This window comes from Helicobacter pullorum (assembly GCF_900638355.1).
Lineage (GTDB): Bacteria > Campylobacterota > Campylobacteria > Campylobacterales > Helicobacteraceae > Helicobacter_D > Helicobacter_D pullorum.
Map to the genome: position 1 here is coordinate 748,173 of NZ_LR134509.1, position 21,569 is coordinate 769,741.

Annotated in this window: 19 protein-coding genes; 9 read left to right on the top strand and 10 right to left on the bottom strand. The window is 34.1% G+C overall.

What is annotated here, in order from left to right:
- Positions 1-8 precede the first annotated feature (8 nt).
- The 5 genes from EL247_RS03800 to EL247_RS03820 are packed head-to-tail and all read right to left on the bottom strand — an operon-like array spanning position 9 to position 3,398.
- Positions 9-740, bottom strand: coding sequence for a metal ABC transporter ATP-binding protein (locus EL247_RS03800; protein WP_005022860.1), 732 nt, complete (start codon positions 738-740; stop codon positions 9-11).
- Positions 727-2,061 (bottom strand): SH3 domain-containing C40 family peptidase, encoded by a 1,335-nt coding sequence (locus EL247_RS03805; protein WP_104745640.1) that lies wholly within the window; start codon positions 2,059-2,061, stop codon positions 727-729. Before EL247_RS03805 ends, EL247_RS03800 begins: the two co-directional genes overlap by 14 nt.
- On the bottom strand, positions 2,055-2,396 hold the full coding sequence (locus EL247_RS03810; protein ID WP_104745639.1) for an arsenate reductase family protein: 342 nt from the start codon (positions 2,394-2,396) through the stop codon (positions 2,055-2,057). The genes EL247_RS03805 and EL247_RS03810 overlap by 7 nt, the downstream gene beginning before the upstream one ends.
- Positions 2,396-2,725 carry an AzlD domain-containing protein gene (locus EL247_RS03815; protein ID WP_054195765.1) on the bottom strand — a complete coding sequence of 110 codons (330 nt, stop codon included), beginning with the start codon at positions 2,723-2,725 and terminating at the stop codon, positions 2,396-2,398. The genes EL247_RS03810 and EL247_RS03815 overlap by 1 nt, the downstream gene beginning before the upstream one ends.
- Positions 2,715-3,398: an AzlC family ABC transporter permease gene (locus tag EL247_RS03820; RefSeq protein ID WP_104745638.1), complete on the bottom strand. Its 684-nt coding sequence runs from the start codon at positions 3,396-3,398 to the stop codon at positions 2,715-2,717. The genes EL247_RS03815 and EL247_RS03820 overlap by 11 nt, the downstream gene beginning before the upstream one ends.
- A gap of 152 nt (positions 3,399-3,550) precedes the next feature.
- On the opposite strand from EL247_RS03820, the gene EL247_RS03825 reads away from it, so the two are divergent.
- On the top strand, positions 3,551-4,768 hold the full coding sequence (locus EL247_RS03825; protein WP_104745637.1) for a glycosyltransferase: 1,218 nt from the start codon (positions 3,551-3,553) through the stop codon (positions 4,766-4,768).
- A 2-nt stretch (positions 4,769-4,770) separates the two neighbouring features.
- Here EL247_RS03825 and EL247_RS03830 read toward each other — a convergent pair whose 3' ends face one another.
- Both EL247_RS03830 and purL read right to left on the bottom strand, forming a co-directional pair.
- The gene (locus EL247_RS03830) at positions 4,771-5,193 is read right to left on the bottom strand and encodes a hypothetical protein (RefSeq protein WP_232019781.1); all 423 of its coding nucleotides are present in this window, start codon (positions 5,191-5,193) and stop codon (positions 4,771-4,773) included.
- Complete coding sequence (gene purL / locus EL247_RS03835) at positions 5,159-7,369, bottom strand: phosphoribosylformylglycinamidine synthase subunit PurL (RefSeq protein WP_104745636.1); 2,211 nt, start codon at positions 7,367-7,369, stop codon at positions 5,159-5,161. The genes EL247_RS03830 and purL overlap by 35 nt, the downstream gene beginning before the upstream one ends.
- 180 nt (positions 7,370-7,549) lie before the next feature.
- On the opposite strand from purL, the gene ppsA reads away from it, so the two are divergent.
- The 7 genes from ppsA (at position 7,550) to purH (ending at position 15,561) form a co-directional block, all read left to right on the top strand.
- A complete protein-coding gene (gene ppsA / locus EL247_RS03840; protein ID WP_054195768.1) occupies positions 7,550-9,973 on the top strand; it encodes a pyruvate, water dikinase in 2,424 nt (807 codons plus the stop codon).
- Between the two features lie 138 nt (positions 9,974-10,111).
- On the top strand, positions 10,112-10,732 hold the full coding sequence (gene serB, locus EL247_RS03845) for a phosphoserine phosphatase SerB (protein WP_005022876.1): 621 nt from the start codon (positions 10,112-10,114) through the stop codon (positions 10,730-10,732).
- Between the two features lie 11 nt (positions 10,733-10,743).
- A complete protein-coding gene (locus tag EL247_RS03850; protein ID WP_065836689.1) occupies positions 10,744-11,748 on the top strand; it encodes a transaldolase in 1,005 nt (334 codons plus the stop codon).
- Positions 11,749-11,815: 67 nt separating this feature from the next.
- Complete coding sequence (locus EL247_RS03855) at positions 11,816-12,352, top strand: 50S ribosomal protein L25/general stress protein Ctc (RefSeq protein WP_005022879.1); 537 nt, start codon at positions 11,816-11,818, stop codon at positions 12,350-12,352.
- A gap of 4 nt (positions 12,353-12,356) precedes the next feature.
- Positions 12,357-12,941 carry an aminoacyl-tRNA hydrolase gene (gene pth, locus EL247_RS03860; protein WP_104745635.1) on the top strand — a complete coding sequence of 195 codons (585 nt, stop codon included), beginning with the start codon at positions 12,357-12,359 and terminating at the stop codon, positions 12,939-12,941.
- Entirely contained in the window at positions 12,941-14,008 is a 1,068-nt protein-coding gene (locus EL247_RS03865) for an LptF/LptG family permease (RefSeq protein WP_126442008.1), read from the top strand. Before pth ends, EL247_RS03865 begins: the two co-directional genes overlap by 1 nt.
- A gap of 20 nt (positions 14,009-14,028) precedes the next feature.
- Complete coding sequence (gene purH, locus EL247_RS03870) at positions 14,029-15,561, top strand: bifunctional phosphoribosylaminoimidazolecarboxamide formyltransferase/IMP cyclohydrolase (protein WP_126442009.1); 1,533 nt, start codon at positions 14,029-14,031, stop codon at positions 15,559-15,561.
- Here purH and EL247_RS03875 read toward each other — a convergent pair.
- From EL247_RS03875 to secA, 3 genes are read right to left on the bottom strand one after another with little or no spacing between them, the layout of a single operon-like run.
- On the bottom strand, positions 15,533-16,405 hold the full coding sequence (locus EL247_RS03875) for a radical SAM/SPASM domain-containing protein (RefSeq protein ID WP_060663306.1): 873 nt from the start codon (positions 16,403-16,405) through the stop codon (positions 15,533-15,535). The two genes, purH and EL247_RS03875, sit on opposite strands and share 29 nt — an antisense overlap.
- 2 nt (positions 16,406-16,407) lie before the next feature.
- Complete coding sequence (locus tag EL247_RS03880) at positions 16,408-17,643, bottom strand: ABC transporter permease (RefSeq protein ID WP_054198486.1); 1,236 nt, start codon at positions 17,641-17,643, stop codon at positions 16,408-16,410.
- On the bottom strand, positions 17,640-20,204 hold the full coding sequence (secA, locus tag EL247_RS03885) for a preprotein translocase subunit SecA (protein WP_104719378.1): 2,565 nt from the start codon (positions 20,202-20,204) through the stop codon (positions 17,640-17,642). Before secA ends, EL247_RS03880 begins: the two co-directional genes overlap by 4 nt.
- A 119-nt stretch (positions 20,205-20,323) precedes the next feature.
- On the opposite strand from secA, the gene hemE reads away from it, so the two are divergent.
- Positions 20,324-21,343 (top strand): uroporphyrinogen decarboxylase, encoded by a 1,020-nt coding sequence (gene hemE, locus EL247_RS03890; RefSeq protein ID WP_005022890.1) that lies wholly within the window; start codon positions 20,324-20,326, stop codon positions 21,341-21,343.
- Positions 21,344-21,569: the final 226 nt, after the last annotated feature.

Sequence of the window (21,569 nt, forward strand, 5' to 3'; positions counted from 1 at the left end):
ATTACCTCCTAATTTTTAAAATATTGTGATTGCATTAACATTTCAACTTCGCAAAAATGTTCTTTAGCAATTTGATTATTGATTTGAGGAAGTTCATGTTCTTTTGCTTCCTGATTGACATATAAAACTTTTTTTGCATAGCCTAATAACACTGAAATATCATGGCTAATCATAATTATAGTCTTTTCTTTATTTAAAGTTTGTAATAAATCGTAAATTTCTTTTTGGTTTTTTTGGTCAATACTTGCTGTTGGTTCATCCAAGATTAATAGATTTGGATTCCCACACAATGCTCTTGCAATTAGAACCCTTTGTCTTTGTCCTCCTGAAAGACTTCCAATTTTTTTATCGGCATAAGATTCAAGGTGAAACTGCTCTAAAAGTTCCATAGCATTTTTTTTTGCATTTTTAGGCAAGAAACCTCCAAAAAGTTTTGGTTTTAAGAATCCCATCATCACAACTTCAAGTGTAGAGATAGGAAAATGGCGATTTAAGAAAGTGTTTTGTGGCACATAGCCGATGCGTAAGTTTTGGCTTTTTAGAATCTTCCCGCTACTTGGCTTTAATAGCCCAACTAATAGGCGTGCTAGAGTGCTTTTTCCGCCCCCATTTGGTCCAATGATTGCCCAAAAATCATTTTCATAAATTGTCCAATCCACATTATACAAAATTCGTTCTTTGGTAAAATAAAAATTAACATTTTTACATTCAATTATTTTTTTAGGATTATTGTTTTGCATATTCTAACTCATCTGTATTAAAAAGATTTCGCATTCCATAAATGCCTTTAATTAGCAGGGTATCTTGATTGATTCCTTGAATATTCTCTCCAATATTCAATGGAGTTATGGCGATTTTTCCAATGATTTTTCTCCCTTCTTGTGTTTCATTTTGTAGCGTTTTTAGTCCCCATATATCATGAAGAGCAAAAATTTCTCCATTTATCTCCCCAATATAAAGCATAATATGTCCTTTCATTCCAAGCAAAGTTGCAAAGGGAATGGCATGGTTTTTGATAGCTAGAATCTTTTCTAGCGGATTTAGGTGGCTTAAATCTATAAAAGTAGCTTGATTTTTGCCAATTTGTGCTTGAGAGTTTCTAGGGAGATAAAAGCCAAAATTTCCTAAAGTATCCCGCAAAAACATGGAACAATCTCTATTTCCAAGCATTCCTCCCCAGCCATATTTTTCTCCGATGATATTTTGTGCAAGGGAGGCATAATTTTGGCTAGAAAAACGCATAGGGAATTTTGTAAAGTTTTTTGTAGATAGATGAACTTGAACTTCTTTTGCAAAGCCTCTTTGGGTGCGAGTAAAAATAAAGCTCTCATAAGTATTTTTGGTGCTACCAAGGAGAGGCAAAAGCATACCAATGCGTGCAGATTCTAAAAATTCATTATGGGTATTTCTAAGGGGTGTATAGTCTTTTTTGACAACTAAGAAATCTTTTGTATTTTTTAGTTTTTGGATTTGATGATTGTCCAAAATCGCCACATTAAGAGATTCTACCCATCCACTAACAAAGCCACTTTCTATAAAAACCCATTTTTTTGATTTGGAATAATGTGTGATAAGCACAGGTGTGCCTAGATAGATGGAGGAATTTTGCCAATAATCAAAAGGATAGCCTTCGCCTGCTTGTTTTGGATTTAAAAATCGTGGTTTATTAGTTGGCAAAACTCTAACATCACAAGAGCGTGTGATAATAGCAGGTTTTTTTGCATTTGGAAAATTATCAAAATTTGCTTCTTCTTCTAAGAATTGAATTTCTTGGAGTGTGTAGGGTTGGAGATTCTCACCAAAACCATAATTTCTTAAAGCTTGTTGCAATCCCCATTTGGCTTCTGTGGAAGTGTGTTTTGGATTTTTAGAAAAAGGGGCAAAAAAATGCTTGAGATATTCTTGTTTTAAGGCTTTTGTGGAGGAAGTTTTGAGGGTTGCATTAATGGAAATATAATCTTTTGGGTTTTGGTTTGGCAAATGGATTGGGATTTGTGAAGGTTTTTGTGAGCAAGCACAAAAAAGGATAAGATAAAGTATGAAAAAGCAATATTTTACCATTGCGTTTTCTCATATTTTTCTAAATCAAATCCCACAATAGTTTCATTTAGCGTGCTAATTATGGGTCTTTTAATCAAGGTGGGTTCTTTTAAAAGATAGTCTTTAATTTCTTCTTGGGAGAGGTTTTTATCTTTTAAGCCTAATTTTTTGTAAGTTGTTCCTTTGTGGTTGCAAAGAGTTGCAAGAGGAATTGTTTTGAGCCATAATTCTAATTCTTCTTGACTTGGGGGAGTTTTTTTGAAATCAATGAATTCATATTGAATTTTGTGTTCTTCTAAAAAATTAAGTGCTTTTTTGACACTCCCACAATTTTTGATACCATAAACTTTTATCATTAAAATATCCTTATCATAAAAATATAAAAAATAATCCCTATAAATATACTAAAAACTGAATTTTTAAACCATAAAAAACACAAAGTTGCAGCAAAGATTCCGCTAATTTCATAGATTCCATAAGTTTCATGCCAAGGTGTTCCTAATAGGCTAAAAAAGATTAAAAGTGTCATAATCAAAAGCGGCATCGTTTCTTGGAGGTATTTTAGAAAATTGTTGTTAGCTATGTTTTTGAAAACAAAAAAGGGCAATAATCTTGTCATTGCTGTGCCAAATGAGGCAGCTAAAATTGCCCCTATAAGATAAAAGGTATCAAAATTATTTTGCATAATTTATCCATTTTTTGCCAAATAATAAAATTAAAATTCCCACAAAAATGCTAAGAAGCAAGAAATATTTGCTAGGAAAAATAATCAATCCTATCACCCCTAATACTAAGCCGATATAGAATGGCTTTTTATTGATAGAGTTTTGCAAAAGAGAAAGGGTAAGCACGCTAAAAAGGGCTGTTAGGGCAAATTCTACCCCATCTGGTTGGAATCCTATACCGCTTCCCAAAAAGATTCCAATACCACTACCCAAAACCCAGTAACAATGATTGAAAAAAGTAATATAAAAATAGTTTTTTTCTAAATCTTTTTGATTGAGATTTAATGAAGCATGATTAGCCTTTAGCACAGCAAAAGTTTCATCAGTTAGTCCAAAAAGAATATAATATTTCACAATCCCAAATTTCTTAATTTCATCAGTGATGGCAAGGGAATAAAAAATGTGTCGGATATTTAAAATAAAAGAAGCAATGGCAATCTCTAAGAATCCAGTGTAAGTAGAAATGAGAGAGACAAGCAAAAATTGTCCTGCACCTGTAAAGATTAAAATAGAAATTAAAATCCCATAAAACCAGTCAAGTTGGAGTTTAGAAAAGAGGATTCCAAATGCCATTCCAAGAGGTAAATATCCCATTAAAACCGGTAATGATTGGATAAAGCTTCTTTTGAACAATTAAAATCCTTTTAAAATTTGAAATTATAACAAAATATGTTAAAAATTAATGTGGATTAAGTGGTGTAAAACCGACAATTTTGCATTGAAAATGTCCTTAAAATATAGTAAAATCCACTCTTAAGAGTTCATAAATCCATTTGGAGAATAAATTGAAGAAGTATAAATTTGGTATTTTATTAGCCGCCACAAAAGATTCAAGTTTCACACTTGGGACTATGATTGCAAATATCAAAGACAAAATGGGGGATTTTGTAGATATTTTTTATATTATTCATGATGGATTTAGTTTAGAAGATATGGAAGCGATGAAAAAGCTTTCTAAAAATAGCGAGATTGTTTTTTCTGAATTTACACAAGAGACTTTTATGGGGAATTTTAGGAAGTTTGGAGGCAATTCTTTAAAATTTAATTTTTCTAGTGGCTTTTTGGGGCGTTGGACACATATGGTGTATGCTTGCTTTGAGGTGTTTAGATTCTTGGAAGAATGCGAAAGTATTTTGTATTTGGATTTTGATATTTTAATACTAAAAGGAATGGAGCATTTAGCAAAATTAAAAGAGCAAGGAATTAGTATTGCTGCTGAGAGAGGCAAGAAACGCTTAAATGAAGTGTATCCTCATTATAATGGAGAGTTTGCAAATAATCCAATCTATCGTTCTGGAAGTGTTTTGGTGAATGATACAATTTTGAATCCTAGGGAATGCTATGCTTTTGTGTATCAAAAAAGTGCGGATGTAGCTTATGGGCTAAATGATCAAGGCATTTTATCTTTGCTAATTTATGAAAAAAATCTAAAAACACAAAATCTTGGGAAAGAATATGTAGGCAGTGTGCATTGGCTAAGCAATGATGAAGTGTATTTTGTCCATGCTTATGGAAGAGATAATCGTTTTTGGAATAATCGCCTTTGTCATCAAGTTTGGAGAGAATGGGAAGAGTATTATAATGTTTGGCTAAAAGCTGGCGGTTCTCCATACAAAGGTGGGTTTGTGGCAAATACGACTTATGGTTATGAAAGAGTGCGGTTTCATTTGACTTATAAAATTGGATATGCAGTTATCGAGATTCAAAGGAATCTTAAAAGTAAATGGGAGTATTTGAAGCTGCCTTTAATAATGATAAAAATTACCCTCAAACACAAAAGGAAGCTTAGAGAGTATCACAAAAAGATTCAAGAATTTCCGCATTTGAAATTACCTCCCCTTAGTGCATATGATTACAATCAGATTTTGCAAGAAAAACAAAGCATTCCTTATAGGCTTGGGGAGGCGATATTGGAGTTTTATAGGGAGTGGTGGAAATTTGATATTTTTAGATTATATAGGAAAATTAACGCAATCAAAAAGGAAGCTCAACTAAGATTTTAAAATCAAAATGCCTCAAAGCCAAGCAAAATACATTTATCAAAATAGGGCAGGACGCACATTGCGTGAAATTTTCCTCCAATTCCTATATCTTTTAGGGTTTCATAGTATTTTATGTCAAATTGTAGATGAGAGCCTTTTTGTGTGGAGATTCCAACGCCACTTAGTGTATTTAGATAAATAAAACTTTCAATTTGGCTAGAAACAAGAATCAAAGAATATTTTAAAGAGAGTTTTTCTTGTGGAGTTAAGAGATGGTAAGCTTCCAAGCTTAGCAGTTTGCGATGGCGAAAGTGTATGTAATTTTTTTGTAGGCTTTGCTTATGAACTTGCTGATAAAAACTATCTAAGTCCATAGAATAGAGGGGAATAATCCCCAAAAAGAGGATAATTCTAAAGTGTTTGGATAATTTCTCTAAAACTATCAAAGTAGATTCTCTTTGCTTCTTGTAGCGGGATTGAAATATTGCCAATTTCTATGTTTTCTCCACCAAGTGTGGCAACTTTTTCTAGTTGCAGATTAGAATTTGTTATTAGATTGTGTAAATCTTGAATGTGTTGTGGTTTAATTGCAATAAGAACTTGTGTTGGAGCTTCACCAAAGAGTGATTTGTTATCGAGATTTTCCACGCTTTTGCATCCGATATTACCTCTAATGCAAGCTTTTGCGAGTGAAATAGCTAATCCGCCTTGATAGATATCACTCGCCCCTTCAATGAGTTTTCTTTCATTTGCAACCGCTAAAACATTCCACAAAAATAATTCATCTTCTAAAGCAATTTTTGAAATATCATCTTTGATGCTATTGCCAAAATATTTTGCAACAAGACTGCCGCCAAATTGTGGTGTAGAATGTTTGGATTTAAGAAGATAGATTTCAAGATTATTTTCTTTAAAATCATTAGATAAAATATTATAAATATCATCTACAATGCCCACTCCAGCAATGCTTGGTGTAGGGTAAATATCGCTTTGATTGGTTTGGTTATAAAGGCTAACATTTCCGCTTACAACAGGAGTATTGAGGGCTTTGCAAGATTCTTTGATACCTTCACAAGATTCTTTGAATTGCCACATTACTTCAGGATTTTCAGGATTTCCAAAATTCAAACAATCCGTGATTGCCAAAGCTCTACCGCCTCTTAGGGCAATATCTCTGCCTACTTTTGCCACAGCTTGTTTAGCCCCTTCTTTTGGATTGAGATAACATAGGCGAATAGGGCAGGCTACACTCATAGCCAATCCTTTTCCATTTTCTTTTACGCGTATCACGCTTGCCCCACCACTTCCAGCTTTAATTAGAGTGTTGGTTTGCACCGTGCTATCATATTGCTCATATACCCATGCTTTATCGCTAATATCGGGAGTTTTTAGAAGGGTGGTGAAGATTTCATTGGGGTTTAGTTGCTCTAAAGTTTTTGTATTTAGAGATTCAACTTTATTGAGATATTGTGGATTATCACTTACAGGGCGTTTTAAGATAGGGGAATTTTCACTTAGAGGTGCGATGGGAATCTCTGCACATTTTTCATTGTGCCAAAATAGCTCCATTTTTCCACTATTTGTAACTTCTCCCACTACTGCACAATCAAGCTCCCATTTTTTGAATATTTCAATAATTTCCTCTTCGCATCCTTTTTTGGCACAAATCAACATTCTTTCTTGCGATTCGCTAAGCATTAATTCATAAGGGGTCATATTTGCTTCACGGGTAGGGACTTTATCAAGATGCATAATCATACCGCTTCCACTGCGTCCAGCCATCTCAAAGCTTGAGCTTGTAAGTCCTGCTGCACCCATATCTTGAATCCCAACAATTAAATCTTTTTTGAATAATTCCAAGCAAGCTTCCAAAAGTAATTTTTCTGTAAAAGGATCCCCCACTTGCACGGTTGGACGCAAAGATTTAGAATCTTCATTAAAACTATCAGAACTCATTACAGCACCACCCAATCCATCGCGTCCGGTTTTAGAACCTACATAGATTACCGGATTTCCGATTCCTTCAGCTTTGCCATAAAAAATTTCATCATTTTTAACAATTCCTAGGGTAAAAGCATTGACTAAAATATTGCCTTCATAGCAATCTTCAAAACTCATCTCACCACCGATAGTTGGCACTCCCATACAATTTCCATAGCCGCCGATTCCTGCTACAACCCCACGCAATAAATAGCGGTGTTTTGCACCTATAGAATCTTTTTTGGCTATATTGCCAAAGCGGATAGAATTGAGGCTTGCAACCGGTCTTGCTCCCATAGTAAAAACATCACGCATAATTCCACCTACTCCAGTGGCAGCTCCAGCATAAGGTTCTATGAAGCTTGGGTGATTATGGGATTCCATTTTAAAAACCGCTCCATATCCTCCACCAATATCAATAACTCCCGCATTTTCTCCGGGTCCTTGAATAACCCAAGGTGCTCTAGTGGGGAATCCATTAAGATAAATTTTGCTAGATTTGTAGCTACAATGCTCACTCCACATAGCAGAAAAAATACCAATTTCTACTAAATTTGGTTCTCTTTTTAGAATCTTGAGAATGTTTTGATAATCCTCTGTCGTGAGTTTGTGTTGTTTGAGTATTTGTTCTAGGTTTTGCATTTTATTTTTCCTTACAACTTTTAGCTTCATTTTTTGAGTAAATTTTACAAAAAATTACTTTCTTTTTTGAAAGTTTAGCAAACTGCATTTGAAAGTATTATAAACTTAAGATTTAGATAAACTTATTTTAAATAGAATACAGATTTAAGTCTATGTGCTTTACTAAGGAGAAAAAGAAAAATGAAATACATCAAGTTTTTCAAGGAATTAAATAATAAAGATGTGCCCGTTGTGGGTGGAAAAAATGCAAGTATTGGAGAAATGTTTCAAGAGCTTGTGCCAATGGGTATCAAGGTGCCAAATGGTTTTGCAATTACAAGTGAAGCATATTGGTATTTATTAGATAGCGGAGGAATTCGAGAAAAAATTAAAGAATTGCTTGAAGGGATTGATGTAACTGAAATTGATGTATTAAATGTGCGTTCTAAAAAGATTAGAGATATGATTTTTGGGACACCTTTGCCGACTGATTTACGCGAAGAGATTTTGGAAGCTTATAGGATTTTAAGTCAAGAATATAATATGGAAGAAGCGGATGTAGCAGTGAGAAGCTCTGCAACTGCTGAGGATTTACCGGATGCTTCTTTTGCGGGACAGCAGGATACTTATTTAAGTGTGCAAGGGCAAACAGAGCTGATACATTATATTAAATCTTGTATGGCTTCACTTTTCACGGATAGGGCAGTAAGTTATCGTGCATCAAGAGGTTTTGATCATTTTAAAGTAGCCCTTTCTGTAGGGGTGCAAAAAATGGTGCGTTCTGATAAGGGAAGTTCTGGAGTTATGTTTAGTATTGATACAGAAACCGGCTTTAAAGATGCAGTTTTTATTACCTCTGCGTGGGGGCTTGGTGAAAATGTTGTAGGTGGCACTGTAAATCCTGATGAATTTTATGTTTTTAAACCGGCTTTGGAATTGGGTAAGCGTCCTATACTAAAAAGGCAGCTGGGATATAAAAATATCAAAATGGTGTATGCAGCACCCGGAGCAAAGCATCCTACCAAAAATATAGAAACCACCGAAGAGGAATTAAAGAGTTTTTCTTTGAGTGATGATGAAGTTTTGACTCTAGCGCGTTATGCGATTTTGATTGAAAAGCATTATTCTAAAGAGGCTGGTGAATATCGCCCTATGGATATGGAATGGGCAAAAGATGGGAATAGTGGGGAGATTTTTATCGTTCAAGCACGCCCAGAAACTGTGCAAAGTCAAAAAATGAAAAAACAAAGCAATACTTTAGAAAAATACTTTTTTAAAGATAAAGGTCAAAAAGAGATTCTTCTAAGTGGAAAGGCAGTAGGTGGAAAAATAGGCATAGGAAAGATTCGCGTAATTGATAATATTGCTAATATGGGAGAGCTTAAAAAGGGCGAGATTCTCGTAACAGACAATACAGATCCAGATTGGGAACCTGCGATGAAAAAGGCTGCTGCTGTCATCACTAATCGTGGCGGTAGGACTTGTCATGCAGCAATTGTCGCTAGAGAGATTGGAGTGCCTGCAATCGTTGGAGCTGTTGGGGCAACAGAAAAATTAGAAACAGGAATGGAAGTAACAGTTTCTTGTGCAGAGGGGGAAGATGGATTTGTTTATAATGGGATTTATGAATTTGAAGTAGAAAAAGTAGATTTGGATTCATTGGAACAACCCAAAACAAAAATTTATATGAATATTGGAAATCCCGAAAAAGCTTTTGCGTTTTCTATGATTCCAAATAATGGAGTTGGGCTTGCTAGAATGGAGTTTATTATTAACAATTATATTAAAGCACACCCTCTAGCACTGATTGATTTACACAATGGAAATAAAGAATTTGACGGAATTGAAGGTGTAAAAGAGATTATGTCGGGGTATGCTAATCCTAAAGATTTTTTTATTAAAAAAATTGCAGAAGGTGTGGGAATGATTGCGGCAGCATTTTATCCTAAGCCCGTGATTGTAAGAACTAGTGATTTTAAATCTAATGAATATTGTCGAATGGTTGGTGGAAAGGATTATGAACCACACGAAGAAAATCCTATGATAGGATATCGCGGGGCTAGCCGTTATTATTCTGAGCAATACCGACAAGCCTTTGAGTGGGAATGTCAAGCTTTGGCAATGGTAAGAAATGAAATGGGCTTTAGCAATATGAAAATTATGATTCCATTTCTTAGGACTCCAGAAGAAGGAAGAAGAGTCTTGGAGATTATGCGTAAAAATGGGCTTGTGCAGGGCGAGAATGGGTTGGAAATTTATGTAATGTGTGAATTGCCAGTGAATGTAATTTTGGCAGATGAATTTTTGCAACTTTTTGATGGATTTTCTATCGGCTCTAATGATCTTACGCAGCTTACTTTGGGGGTTGATAGAGATGGAGAGCTTGTTAGCCATGTATTTGATGAAAGAAACCCTGCGTTGCTTAAAATGTTTAAAATGTCAATTGAAGCTTGTAAGAGACATAACAAATATTGTGGAATCTGCGGTCAAGCACCTAGTGATTATCCAGAAATTGCAGAATTTTTGGTAGAAAATGGCATTACTTCTATTTCTTTGAATCCTGATTCTGTGATTGAGACTTGGGACAAAATTGTAAAACTCGAAAAAAGACTTGGAATCTCCTAAATAGCTTCCTTTAAAGAATGGGAAATTTTTCCTTTCTTTAAAGAAATATAAAAAAATAAAATCAAATTTTTAATTGAAATTTTCTTATATTTTTTTAGAGGTATAATTTGACAAAATTAGTTTTTAAGAAGGATTATTTTGAAGCTTGCTGTTTTTGATTTTGATTCTACTTTGATGGATGGGGAAACGATAGATTTATTGGCAAGAGCACATGGGAGCACGCAAGAGGTAAGCGATATTACCAAAGAAGCGATGGCTGGAAAACTTGATTTTTATCATAGTTTAAAGAAACGTGTGAAAACTCTAAAAGGAATGCCTTTGCAACAGGTTTGTGAAGTTTGTGAGGGGCTAACTTACAATAAAGGTGCAAAAGAAATCATTGAAATTTTAAAAGAAAAAGATTATAAAGTTGTGGTATTTAGCGGAGGATTTGATGAAGGTGTAAGTGCTGGGAAAAAGGCACTTGGATATGATGTCCATTTTAGCAATACTTTGCACCATAAAGATGGCTTATTAACAGGAAAAGTAGGTGGTGAGATGATGTTTGCTTATTCAAAAGGTAGAATGCTTGAAAAAATCCAAACTTTATTAGGCGTTAGTTATGAAAATACAATAGTAGTTGGTGATGGTGCAAATGATATTTCTATGTTTCAATACGCACAAAAAAAAGTAGCATTTTGTGCAAAAGAAATTTTAAAAAAAGCAGCAAATATTGTGATTGATACAAAAGATTTGTCGTTGATTAAAAATTATCTTTAAGGAGGAAAAGCATGCCAAATAATATTTCTTTTTCTTTGTGGTGTGATTTAATTGAAAGAGATTTTTTGGAGAATGAATTTATAAAAATGATTGAAGGTGGGATTATTCAAGGTGCTACGAGTAATCCGGCAATTTTTCAAAAATCTTTTATGGAGGAAAGTTATCAAGAACAAAAAGATACTCTAAGAGATAAAAAGCCAAAAGAAATTTACGAATCTCTAGCCAAAAGCGATATTCAAAGAGCTGCAGAATTGCTTATGCCTATTTATAGCAATAATCCTAATGATGGTTATGTGAGTATCGAAGTTGATCCTAACTTGTGTGATGATGCAAAGGCAACTATTGAAGAGGGTGTGCGGTTGTTTAAAGAGATTGGTTATCCTAATGTGATGATTAAAATACCGGCTACTAAGGCGGGATTTTCTGCAATGGAAGAATTAATTTCTCAAGGAATCTCGGTGAATGCAACTTTGGTCTTTACAAAAGAACAAACTATTGGTTGTATGGAAGCGTTTAAGAGGGGATATGAGGTTTTAAAGAAAAACACCAAAAAAGAATCCAAAGATTATCCTCGAGCGGTTGTAAGTATTTTTGTTTCACGCTTTGATAGAAAATGTGATGCGATTTTAAAAGAAAATGGGATACCAGCGGCAACTTTGGGAGTGAAAAATGCTCAATATCTTTATCGTATCATCAATGATTATTCTTTGCCTTGTGTGAGGGCTCTTTTTGCGAGTACAGGGGTGAAAGATGATAGTTTGGAAGCTACTTATTATATTAAAGAGTTATACCATCAATATGCAATCAATACCGCACCTCTAGCAACGATTGAAGCTTTTATGCAAGTAGATGAGTTACAAGAATCCTATTTGCCAAGCTTTGAAGAATTAGAAGAATATTTTAATGCAGTTAAAGAAGCTGGTATTGATATTCAAAAAGTTTCTGATGAATTATTAGCACAAGGCTTAGAAGATTTTAAAAATGCTTTTGCAAAAATTTTAGAAAGTTTGGTTTAATTTAAATTAAGTTTTAAGAAAAAAGGCTATAATTGCAGTTTCTTATTTTATTTTTTAAGGATTTTAAATGTTAAGTGGAATAATTAGAGAGAGTATTTCAAAGGCTGATACTAAGTCTTTAAGAAAAAATGGTTATCTAATTGCCAATATTTATGGAAAAGGCAGAGAAAATATTCATTGTGCTTTTAAACGCAATGATTTCATTAGAGAAGTTAAAAATAAAACTGACTTAATTTTTGAAGTGGAAGTGGGTTCTCAAAAATATCCAGTTGTTATTCAAGAATATCAAAAAGACCCTATTACAAGTGAAATTATCCATGTGGATTTGATGTTGGCACAAAATGGAGTAGAAGCAAAGTATTCTGTGAAAGTTAGAATTGTTGGAATCGCAAAAGGACTCAAAAATAAGGGCGTTTTGATGGTTTCTAAAAAGAGAATTAAAGTAAAAGCAGCACCTGAAAAACTGCCCAAAGATTATGAAATCAATGTAACTGATTTGGATGTAGGAGATGTTGTATTAGTGCGTGATTTACCTCAAAATGAAGGTGTAAAAATTGTAGAAAGAGATGATGTAGCTATTGTAGGTGTAATTAAATCGCGTTAATAAAATGTTTTTGATTGTAGGGTTAGGAAATATAGGGGATAAATACAAAAATAATCGACATAATATCGGATTTAGAGTTGTAGATACTCTAATTTCCAACCTTAATGCAATCAAGCAATCTGATAAAAATTTTGAAGGGGAACTCTATAAGTCTTCCCAAATTTTACTTCTTAAACCTTCTACTTATATGAATTTATCTGGAAAATCTGTTAGTGCTGTCAAAAACTTTTATAAAATCAAAGATATGCTTGTGATTCATGATGAGCTTGATTTGCCATTTGGTGTAATCAAATTTAAATTTGGCGGAGGAAGTGGAGGGCATAATGGATTGAAATCCATCGATAATTTATGCGGCAATGAATATTATCGTATGCGTTATGGGATTGGTAAGCCCTCTACTAAAGAACAAGTGATTGATTGGGTTTTGGGAGATTTTAGCAAAGAAGAAGAAAACGATAATATAGAGCTGATTGAATATTGCATGAGAGTGGCTTTGGAAATTGCAAAATTGCAGAATCCAGATGAATTATCTAGCAAAATCTCAAGCCTTTATACATTAAATCTCAAAAGAGAGACAAAAGAAAAATAATGAGTTTGTTTGCACGATATATCGGAGGTTTGTATCTTAAATATTTGTTTGTTTTATTTGTTTCTTTGGAATGTTTTTTTGTTGCAATTGATTTGGTAAAATACCTTGATGAATTGCCAAATTCTGCAAATTTGGTGGTTTTGCTGGTATTTTATGATTTTATTTATGCAAGTAATTTTATTTTGCCTCTTTCTTTGATTTTGGCTCAAATTGTATTGGTTATTTCTATGCTTAGAAATTCTCAATTTACAGCCTTTTTGGCACTTGGGTATTCAAAATCTAGAATCTTTTTGCCTATTTTTTCTATTGCGTTTTTGATTTCAAGTGCATTTGTGTTGTTGAATGCTACACCTTTTGCTTACGCAAAGGAAAAGGTTGATTTGATTGTAGAGAGAGGTTATTTGGGAAGTTATAAAAGTGATTTATTTATCAAATACGATAATAATTATATTTATTTTGCTAAGATTTTTCCTTTGTTACAGAGTGCAGAAGGGATTCAAGTATTTGAGGTAGAAGATGAAGAGGTTTTGCGAATTATAGAGGCACCAAAGGCAACTTTTAATGAGGGGGAATGGATTTTGGAGAATGCAAAAATTACGACAATCCAACCTCAACTTGAAGTTGGCAAGAATCCTCTTTGGGTGGAGGAACAGAAAGTTTATAAAACACTAGTGGGCTTTAAACCAAAAATATTGGATAATATTTATGAAAAACAAGGGAGCATTTCTATTGTTGATGCTTTTGAGGCAATGAATCTTTTAGAAGGGCAAAATATTAATACGCAAAAATTACGAGCTTCCTTGTATGTTTTGCTGCTTTTTCCATTTTTTGCACCTTTGATGATGGTGTGTTTATCGGGCTTTACTCCAAATTCAAATCGCTATGCTAATTTAGGGGGTATTACTTTGGGAATGATTTTGGGAATCTTGGTAGTTTGGGGCATATTATTTAGTTTTTCTAGGCTCTCTATGAGTGGATTTTTGCAACCAGAATTTAGCGTTATTGTGCCTATTGGAATATTGGCTTTGATAAGTGCTTGGCTATTTGTGCGTTTGCTTAAGGCTTAAAATTTAAAAAAGGAGATAAAATGACAGCACTTTTGAGTGTAAGTGATAAGACTAATATTGTGGAATTTGCTAGGGGGCTTATAGAGCTTGGTTATGAGATTTTATCTACGGGCGGTACATTAAAAACGCTTAGAGAGGAAGGGATAAGGGCAATAGAAGTGAGTGAATATACACAAAGCCCAGAAATGTTTGATGGGAGAGTAAAAACTCTACACCCTAAGATTCATGGGGGTATTTTGCATCGCCGTAAGAATTTAGATGATTTGCAAAAAGCCAAAGAATTTGGCATTAGGGATATTTCTTTGGTGTGTGTGAATCTTTATCCTTTTAAAGAAACAATCGCAAGAACAGATGATTTTGATGAGATTGTAGAAAATATTGATATTGGCGGTCCTTCAATGGTAAGGGCGGCAGCAAAGAACTTTGAATCAGTTTTGATTGTAACTAACCCTAATGATTATATGCGGGTTTTAGAGGCTCTAAAAAACAATCAAAATACAATAGAATTTCGCAAAACAATGATGATTAAGGCATTTGAACATACAGCAAATTATGATTGTATGATTGCAAATTATATGAATGGGCGTTTTAATGGAGGATTTGGAGAGCGGCATTTTATAGCAGGGAAAATTGTAAAGCCCACTAGATATGGCGAGAATCCTCACCAAAAAGGTGCGTATTATGAGTTTGGGGATTTTTATTCAAATAATTTTAAAACTCTAAAGGGAGAGATTAGTTTTAATAATCTAACCGATATTAATAATGCAGTGAAAATTGCTTCAAGTTTTGGAGAGCAACCTTGTGTTTGTATTGTAAAACATGCAAACCCATGTGGATTTGCAATCAAAAACAATGTTTTAGAATCATATATCGAGGCTTTAAAGTGCGATAATGTTTCTGCTTATGGTGGAGTTGTGGCAGTAAATGGGGAGGTAGATATTGAGTTGGCACAAGAAATTAATAAAATTTTTATTGAAGTTTTAGTGGCACCAAGTATTACAAGTGAGGCGTTAAAGGTTTTTGAAAATAAGAAAAAAATTAAAATTTTTGTATGTGGTGGCAAAGTATTGAAGTTTCCAAGAGATACGCAGGATTTTAGGCATATTGAGGGTGGCTTTGTTTTGCAAGATAGTGATAAGGTGCAAGAAGATGAAGTGAGAAATGCAAAATGTGTGAGTAATAAAAAGGCTACCATGGAGCAAATGCGGGATTTGGAGATTGCTTATAAAATAGCAAGTTTGGTAAAATCAAATTGTGTGGTTTATGTGAAAAATAGTGCAATGGTGGCTGTTGGAATGGGAATGACAAGTCGTGTAGATGCTACAAAGGCAGCTTTAAGAAAAGCAGAAGAAATGGGCTTGGATTTAAAAGGAAGTGTATTAGCTAGTGAGGCGTTTTTTCCTTTTAAAGATAGCATAGAGGAGGCACATAAAGTGGGAGTGAGTGCGGTAATAGAGCCGGGTGGAAGTATTCGCGATGATGAAGTGATTGAATGTGCTAATCAAAATGGTATAGCATTGTATTTTACAGGGATTCGACATTTCTTGCATTAGAAAGATAAAGGGGGTAGCTACAATGCTTGCAAAGTTCCTCTGCTAATACCCCTTTTTGAAAATTTTTGAGTAGCATTTTGTAGCGTTGGGTGTTATAGATTTCTTCTAGCGATTGTTTGAAAATATTTCCTAGTTTTATTTCCCCTTTGGTATCAAAACAACAAGGCACAATATCGCCATTGTTTAAAATTCCTAATTGTTTGCTTCCTCCATAGCAAAAGCCTTGTGTATAGGAGTTTGTAGAATCTATATTTGGCCATTCAAAAAAGGGCTGTTGTATGAGATGGATTTTGTAAGATAGGCGAGTTTTGGGTATTTTAAGAGGGGTATTAAAATATTGCGTTAAAAGCTGATAAATGGGTTGATTGATAGAAGGGGGATTGAAATTTTTATCGAGATTCCATAAACGAAGATTGATAAATTTCTGACTTTTTAGAATCTGATGCTTGGAGCAAAGCAAGAATACATTCTCTAAATACCGCTCTAAATTCTGATGATTTTTTTGATAAAGAACGCTGGTTAAAGAAATATTGATTTGATGGATGCTGGGGTGTTTTAAAAGAAGGGTAATATTGGTTGGGTTTAGATAAAATCCGCTAGTAGTAATGTCTAGTTTGATATTGTGAGCTGTTGCGATATTGAGATAGTCTAGCAAATTGTCCAAAGTTAGTGGATCTCCCAAAATATGCAGGGCGCATAAATGGGTATGTGAGGTGATTTTTTGGCATATTGTGGAGAAATTTTCTGTGTTGATGATATTTTTTGGAAGTTTTTGCGGTGTGCAAAAGGAGCAAGAAAGTCCGCAAGCATTTGTAACTTCAATAAAAATTTTATTAAATTTCATTATTATTCATTTCGCAAAACTTCCAATGGGTTAATTTGTGTGGCTTTTTTGGCGGGATAGTATGAGGATAAAAAAACAATCATAAAAGAACCAATCAAAATGGCAAGCAAATCATTGAGGGATAATTCTAAAGGAAGTTTAGAGCTACCATACACATCAGCAGGCAATGAAATAATAGGGAAGTTAGCAAGCACAAAAAGAATGATAGCCGCTAAAACACTTCCGCAGATAATTCCGCTAATGCCGATAAAGTTTCCTAAATAGAGGAAGGTTTTTTTGATTTCTTTTGGACTAGCCCCCATAGTCAATAAAAGTGCAATTTCTCGGCGTCTATTCATCACAGTCATCAAAAGAGAGCTAATAATATTCAAAGAAGCGACTAAAATAATGAGCATTAAAACAATAAAAAGCGCACGTTTTTCTAATGCAAGTGCGGCAAAGAAATTACCATTTTGCTCCCACCAGCCAATTATTCGCATTTGGGGATAAGATTCTTGAAGGGCAAGAATATCTTTTTGAGGATTGCTAGAGTAGATGTGGATTCCATCATAGGTGTTTTTTGGCATGTTTTTGATGATTTGCATTGCTTCAAGAGAGGTGTAGATATAGCCTTTGTCATAAGCAATTAATCCTGAATGAAAAAAGCCATTGACATTAAAGCGTTTAATGGTTGGACTTAAATTGGTGGCATTTGGAGTAATGTGGGTGAAAATAAGGAGCAAATTAGAATTGTATTTTAATCCATAGAGATTTTGCAGACTTTCTCCGATGATTATATCAAAGGTGTTTGGCGTATAAGTTTGATTGTTTTGAGTATAGAAATTTTGCATTTGTTGGTAAGCTTGATGAAAAACGGGATTAATCTGTGATTCAAGTGTAAAATCTACCCCAAAAACCATTGCACCTTCCATGCGATTTCCCATTTTAGAAATGGCTTGAGTTTGGATAAAAGGGCTAAATTTGAGGTGTGGGAAGTTTTTTTGCAAATCTTCTAAAATTGTTTTATCTAATTTTTCAAAAGTTTCTGAAATCATTGTGAGAGGATAGTTCATAATAAAAAGTTTGCGTTCAAATTCTTTATCAAATCCATTCATTAGTGCCATAGCAACGATTAAAACCATAACACCAATGCAAACCCCCAAAAAAGCTAAAATAGCAGTAATAGAAATGAAGGGTTGGTGCTTATTAAAACGCAGATAGCGGCGGATTAAAAAAGGAATGATTCCTTTGTGTGTCATTTTGCAAAGATACCTTTTTTGGGACCGCTCATACCACAACAATTTTTATATTTTTTTCCACTTCCACAAGGGCAGGGTTCATTTCTAACGGGCTTTTTTTTGATAAGGGAAGTGTTTTGATGATTAGTATGTGCATTTTTATTTACTTCATTGAGTCTTAAGCGGGTTAATCTAGCTTCCTCTTCATTTTCTTGTGTAGCATTTTTTAGTTGCACCTTGTGTAGCATTTTAATGGCGGTGTATTTGATTTGCTCTACAAGCTCTAAGAAAAGATTGTAACTTTCTTTTTTGTATTCCACAAGAGGATCTTTTTGATTGTATCCTCTAAGCCCAATCCCGGTTTTTAGATTATCCATTATATAAAGATGATCTCTCCAAAGATTATCTAATGTTTGTAAATAAACGAGCTTTTCTATCTCAATGCGAGTGGGTTTATCAAGTATGGACATTTTTTCTTCATAGCTTTTTGTGAGAATTTCATCAATATAGCTTTCAAATTCATTTTTTTCTTTATAGGAATCTTTGAGAGCTTGTTTGTCTAAACTTATATTGAAATCTTCTGCAGCCATAGCGCATAGAGATTCTAAGTCATCTCCATCATTAAATACTTCAGCCTTTTGCAAGAGCATAGTAATGCAATCGTGGCGATTTTCAATGATGCGATGAGAAATATCTTGATTGGGGTTTAATAATTCATCTCTTAAGCGATAAATAGCCTTCCTTTGTTCGTTGGCAACATCATCATATTCTAATAGATGCTTTCTTGCTTCAAAGTGCATATTTTCAACTTTCTTTTGGGCATTTTCTACAGAGCGGGTTACAAGCTTAGATTCTATATGTTCTCCCTCATCAAGCCCCAGTTTATCCATGATGTTTTTGATTTTGTCGCTTCCAAAAATTCTTAATAAAGGATCTTCTAAGCTTAAATAAAATTGGCTAGTTCCGGGATCACCTTGTCTTCCACTTCTTCCTCTTAATTGATTATCGATTCTGCGAGATTCGTGCCTTTCAGTACCAATGATATATAATCCGCCTAATTGCCTTACTTCATCATTGATTTTGATATCCACACCGCGTCCAGCCATATTTGTAGCAATGGTTACAGCACCTTTATTGCCTGCATCTTTGATGATTTCTGCTTCTTGTGCATGATGTTTGGCATTAAGAACAGAATGCGGAATCCTTTGTGATTTTAATAGTTCGTGGATTTTTTCACTTTTTTCAATAGAGGCAGTTCCTACAAGAATAGGCTGTCCTTTTTTGTGGAGTTCTACGATTTTTTCCACTAAGGCTTTAAATTTTTCTTTTTCGGTTTTATAGATTAAGTCGTTTAAGTCTTTTCTTTGAATGGGAAGATTAGTCGGGATTGATACAACTTCCAAGTTGTAAATTTGTAAGAATTCGCTTGCTTCTGTTTGGGCTGTTCCCGTCATTCCTGCTAGTTTATCATAAAGTCTAAAATAGTTTTGATAAGTAATATCTGCTAGCGTTTGGGATTCTTCTTTGATTTTGACACCCTCTTTGGCTTCTAAGGCTTGGTGTAATCCCTCACTAAATCGCCTTCCTTCACTCAATCTCCCTGTAAATTCATCAACAATAACCACTTCTCCATCACGCAAAACATAATCTTTATCTTTTTTGAAGAGATTATTTGCTTTTAGGGCTTGATCTAAGTGGTGGGCTAAAATTGCATTTTCAATGCTATATAAATTGTCAATGTTAAAAAGCTTTTCGGCATGGCTGATACCTTCTTCGGTTAGCAAAATAACACGATTCTTTTCATCAATAGTATAATCTTTTTCTTCTTTGAGTTTGAGGGCTACTTCATTAGCAATTTTGTAGTTTTCTAATACTTTATTTGCAGGACCTGAAATAATAAGCGGAGTTCTTGCTTCATCAATCAAAATAGAATCCACTTCATCAACGATTGCAAAATGATGATTTTTTTGCACTTTTTGATTGTAATCGTATTTCATATTGTCACGCAAATAATCAAAACCAAATTCGTTATTTGTCCCATACACAATATCACAAGAATATTGAGCTAATCTATTGGAATCATCATAATTTCCGCCAATAATAATTCCTACACTATAACCCAAAAATTCATACAAAGGACGCATAGTTTCAGCATCTCTTTGGGCAAGATAATCATTAACTGTAACGATATGCACTCCCTTTCCTAGCATTGCATTGAGGCAAACAGGCAGAGTTGCGACAAGAGTTTTTCCTTCACCGGTTTTCATTTCGGCAATTTTCCCCTCATGTAGAGCAATCCCACCAATGAGTTGCACATCAAAATGACGCATTCCAAGCACTCTTTTGCTTGCTTCTCGTGTAATGGCAAAAGAATGTGGGAGAGCTTTTATTAAAGCGCTTTCTGGATTCTTGGCTTCTTGAACTTGTTGCTTAATAGAATTAAAGACTTTTTGAAGATTCTCATCGCTTAAGGCTTGATATTTGGCTTCAAGAGCGTTAATTTTTTTAATTTCTTTTTTGTAGTGACCAATTAGGCGATCATTTTTGTTTCTAAAGATTTTTTTGACAAAATTTACTAGCATTCTTTAAGCCTTAAAATATAAAGTTTTAAAAAAGATTAGCAAATTTTAGCATAAATGCTATTTTACTTAGATAAAATGTTGCAAATATTTTAAAAAATAGAAAATTACAAGGAAAGAGAATGCTTTTTGTGGATGCATGTTTTGGTAAAAAAACTCCCTATACGCCAGTATGGTTTATGAGGCAAGCAGGGAGATATTTGCAAGAATATAGGGAAGTTAGGGCGCAAGCAGGGGATTTTTTGTCCCTTTGTAAGAATCCTAAGTTGGCTTCAGAAGTTACTTTGCAACCAGTTGATATTTTGGATGTTGATGCAGCGATACTTTTTAGCGATATTTTGGTAGTTCCTATGGAAATGGGAATGGAGCTTGGATTTTTTGCAGGAGAAGGACCTAAATTTGCAAAGAGGATAGAAACACAAAATGATTTAAAAGGCTTAAGGGAAGATTCGCATAAATCCCTCCAATATGTCTATGATACAATCTCTTTGACAAGGGAAAAATTACACAAAGATAAAGCATTGATTGGTTTTTGTGGGGCACCTTGGACTTTGGCAACTTATATGGTGGAGGGTGAAGGGAGTAAAACTTATCAACAAACTAAGAAAATTCTTTATAGCAATCCAGCTTTTTTGCATTCATTATTAGAGCTGATTGCACATAATTTGGAGAATTACTTAGAAGAGCAAATCAAAGCAGGTGTAAATGCGGTGATGATTTTTGATTCTTGGGCTGCTGCTTTGGAAGAAGAGGCGTATTTGGAATTTGGATTTGCCTATTGCAAAAAGATTGCTTCAAAGATTAAGGCAAAATATCCACACATTCCAGTAATATTGTTTCCCAAAGGAATTTCGGGTTATTTAGATAGGATTGATGGGGAATTTGATGTTTTTGGGGTAGATTGGAGCACTCCATTGAGAATTGCTAAAGAGAAATTAGGCAAAAAATATGTGTTACAAGGGAATTTGGAGCCTTGTAGAATCTATGATGAAGATTCAATGATTAAAGGGGCGAAAGAGATTTTGGATTTAATGCAAGGAGAGAGACATATTTTTAATTTAGGGCATGGAATGCTTCCAGATTTACCGCGTGAAAATGCTATCAAGCTTGTAAAATTCATCCATGATTATAGTAGTAAATAGGCAAATATTTTTTTTATAGAATACACCAACCACAACTAACAAGCCTTAGATATAATTAGGGGGAAGGGCTTGTGGAGTATGGATAATGTGCAATATTCATCTAAAATATTTCAAAAAGTAACTCAAAATTATAAAATATCCTTATAAAATAAAGTAGAAAAGTTAATTTCTTGGATAAATGATTTATAATGTAAAGTAATCCATTTGGTAATGCTTAAAGAGAAGG

Coding starts and splice junctions, on each gene's coding strand:
- EL247_RS03800 (WP_005022860.1), bottom strand. CDS start 740: ATGCAAAACAATAATCCTAAAAAAATAATTGAATGTAAAAATGTTAAT.
- EL247_RS03805 (WP_104745640.1), bottom strand. CDS start 2,061: ATGGTAAAATATTGCTTTTTCATACTTTATCTTATCCTTTTTTGTGCT.
- EL247_RS03810 (WP_104745639.1), bottom strand. CDS start 2,396: ATGATAAAAGTTTATGGTATCAAAAATTGTGGGAGTGTCAAAAAAGCA.
- EL247_RS03815 (WP_054195765.1), bottom strand. CDS start 2,725: ATGCAAAATAATTTTGATACCTTTTATCTTATAGGGGCAATTTTAGCT.
- purL (WP_104745636.1), bottom strand. CDS start 7,369: ATGCAAAACCTAGAACAAATACTCAAACAACACAAACTCACGACAGAG.
- ppsA (WP_054195768.1), top strand. CDS start 7,550: ATGAAATACATCAAGTTTTTCAAGGAATTAAATAATAAAGATGTGCCC.
- EL247_RS03850 (WP_065836689.1), top strand. CDS start 10,744: ATGCCAAATAATATTTCTTTTTCTTTGTGGTGTGATTTAATTGAAAGA.
- EL247_RS03855 (WP_005022879.1), top strand. CDS start 11,816: ATGTTAAGTGGAATAATTAGAGAGAGTATTTCAAAGGCTGATACTAAG.
- pth (WP_104745635.1), top strand. CDS start 12,357: ATGTTTTTGATTGTAGGGTTAGGAAATATAGGGGATAAATACAAAAAT.
- EL247_RS03865 (WP_126442008.1), top strand. CDS start 12,941: ATGAGTTTGTTTGCACGATATATCGGAGGTTTGTATCTTAAATATTTG.
- purH (WP_126442009.1), top strand. CDS start 14,029: ATGACAGCACTTTTGAGTGTAAGTGATAAGACTAATATTGTGGAATTT.
- EL247_RS03875 (WP_060663306.1), bottom strand. CDS start 16,405: ATGAAATTTAATAAAATTTTTATTGAAGTTACAAATGCTTGCGGACTT.
- EL247_RS03880 (WP_054198486.1), bottom strand. CDS start 17,643: ATGACACACAAAGGAATCATTCCTTTTTTAATCCGCCGCTATCTGCGT.
- secA (WP_104719378.1), bottom strand. CDS start 20,204: ATGCTAGTAAATTTTGTCAAAAAAATCTTTAGAAACAAAAATGATCGC.
- hemE (WP_005022890.1), top strand. CDS start 20,324: ATGCTTTTTGTGGATGCATGTTTTGGTAAAAAAACTCCCTATACGCCA.